2 protein-coding genes and 1 pseudogene are annotated in these 2,083 nt (G+C 63.8%); all 3 read left to right on the forward strand.

Annotated elements, in window-relative coordinates; translation table 11 throughout:
• Positions 1 to 248: 248 nt before the first annotated feature.
• On the forward strand, positions 249 to 1,100 hold the full coding sequence (gene folD, locus D7Y15_RS43245) for a bifunctional methylenetetrahydrofolate dehydrogenase/methenyltetrahydrofolate cyclohydrolase FolD (protein ID WP_121756199.1): 852 nt from the start codon (positions 249 to 251) through the stop codon (positions 1,098 to 1,100).
• Positions 1,101 to 1,125: 25 nt separating this feature from the next.
• Positions 1,126 to 1,833 (forward strand): hypothetical protein, encoded by a 708-nt coding sequence (locus D7Y15_RS43250; RefSeq protein ID WP_126933861.1) that lies wholly within the window; start codon positions 1,126 to 1,128, stop codon positions 1,831 to 1,833.
• Positions 1,834 to 1,841: 8 nt separating this feature from the next.
• Positions 1,842 to 1,943 (forward strand): annotated as a pseudogene (locus D7Y15_RS43255) (bifunctional methylenetetrahydrofolate dehydrogenase/methenyltetrahydrofolate cyclohydrolase); the annotation flags it as partial.
• Between the last annotated feature and the right edge of the window lie 140 nt (positions 1,944 to 2,083).

Here is a 2,083-nt window from a genome sequence, read left to right on the forward strand (position 1 = left end):
GGCTTGGGAGGCGGCTCGAAGGTGGAGGGGAAGTCGCTGAAGATTTCAGGGAAGTCCGGGGGAGCGCCGTGCTGTTCGTCGAAGTAGTGGCCCAGGGCGGTGCCCAGGATGAGGGCGAGCACGATGGCCCAGGGCCCGCCAATGAGGAGGCCGGCCATGAGACCCAACATCGCCCCGAGAACTTTTCCCGCGCCCATGCCTTCGCTTCGCTCCCTTGTGCCGGGCCAGTCTTGCATAAGGTGGGTCGCATGACGGCTCAGTTGATTGACGGCAAGGCAGTGGCGGCGCGCGTGCGGGCGGAGATCAAGGAGGAGGTGACGCGCCTGAAGGCCGAGCGCGGCATCACCCCGGGGCTCGCCGTGGTGCGCGTGGGTGAGGACCCGGCGTCCAAGATTTATGTGACGGGGAAGAAGAAGGCCGCCGAGGAGGTGGGCTTCAACTCCTGGGAGCACCACCCGGACGAGACCATCACCCAGGACGCGCTCCTGGCGTTGGTGCACCAGCTGAACGAGGATCCGGCGGTGCACGGCATCCTGGTGCAGCTACCGTTGCCCAAGCACATCGACGCGGACGCCATCATCGCGGCGGTGAAGCCGGAGAAGGACGCGGACGGCTTCCACCCGATGAACGCGGGCAATCTGCTCCTGGGCAGGCCGGCGACGCGGGCGTGCACGCCCTATGGCGTGATGCGGCTGTTGGAAGAGGTCGGGTGCAATCCGGCCGGCAAGCGCGCGGTGGTGGTGGGCCGCAGCAACATCGTGGGCAAGCCGCAGGCACTGATGCTGCTGCAGAAGGACGCGACGGTGACGGTGTGCCACCGCAAGAGCGACCTGCCGGCGGAGGTGGCGCAGGCGGACATCCTGGTGGTGGCGGTGGGCGTGCCGGAGCTGGTGAAGGGCGCGTGGATCAAGCCCGGCGCGGTGGTGATTGACGTGGGGATGAACCGCAAGGCGGATGGGAAGCTGGTGGGGGATGTGGAGTTCGCCGCCGCGGCGGAGCGCGCGTCGTTCATCACGCCGGTGCCGGGTGGGGTGGGGCCGATGACGATCGCGATGCTGATGAAGAACACGCTGGAGGCGGCTCAGCGCGTGGGGAAGTGAGCTGAGACTCCGGATTCCCCTGCCCATGCTCGGGCAGGGAGGCGGGGCAGCGCCAATGACGCCAATCCATCAGGGGCTTTCGGAGCGCGTGTTCGCCCTTCTTTCGGAGGGCACGCGGCACGATCCCATCCTTGACGTTGAGCAGGTGAGGGCATGGCTTGTCGAGCGTGGCGTCTCGGAGTGCTCTCAGTTCCTGGATTTCCATTCTCGTTTCGGGGGGCTTGAATACTGGATACCCGGGACGACTGTGTATCTTGGATTGTGGGAACGAGACGTCACGGGGAAGCCCGTGGCTCCTAGTTGTTGGCGGGACACCCAGGGAAGGTTCCACGTTTCGTGTGGGAATCTCCTGATTTCGCAAATCAATCTGTCAATGCGTGAGGATGGCTTTATCTTCGAAGACGAAGACCTTGCGTACACCAGCGTGGCCAAATGCCTTGAAGACCATGCTGCTCTCGCATGGGACGCGCGGAAGAATCCCCGGTGGCATCGGAGAAGCATCAGGGTTCAGTCTGAGCAGTCATTGGATGAGCTTGGGCGCGCTGGCATGGAAATAATGCACGAGGCCAGCGACCAGGATGTTGTCTGGTGGCGCGGTGACGGCTTGCTTGTCCGGGATGTCGCCATGACACCTCCCGAGGAAAAGCTTCGAAGCGTCTTCGTGAGTGCTGAGGACCCACGACAGATCGAGAACGTCCGGGCGTTGCTGCGGGAGAAGATTGTTGTTGGATGAAGCCGGGGCGCGCGTCGTTCATCACGCCGGTGCCGGGTGGCGTGTGTCCGATGACGATCGCGATGCTGATGAAGAACACGCTGGATGCGGCGCAGCACGCGGGGAAATAATCGCTGTCCGCCCCCTGAGCCATCCCCTCATATGAAACCGAGCGCTTCTTTGAAGACAGGGTGCTGATGGAGGAGTTCGGCGAAGCGCTCGACAAGCGGAAGCAGTCGCTCCTCCTTCATCATGGGAATGGCTTGGTAAT

The organism is Corallococcus sp. AB030 (assembly GCF_003668965.1).
Taxonomy (GTDB): Bacteria; Myxococcota; Myxococcia; order Myxococcales; family Myxococcaceae; genus Corallococcus; species Corallococcus exiguus.

Bases quoted from the DNA above. Each gene is read 5' to 3' on its own strand.
- folD (WP_121756199.1), top strand. From the start codon at position 249: ATGACGGCTCAGTTGATTGACGGCAAGGCAGTGGCGGCGCGCGTGCGG.
- D7Y15_RS43250 (WP_126933861.1), top strand. From the start codon at position 1,126: ATGCTCGGGCAGGGAGGCGGGGCAGCGCCAATGACGCCAATCCATCAG.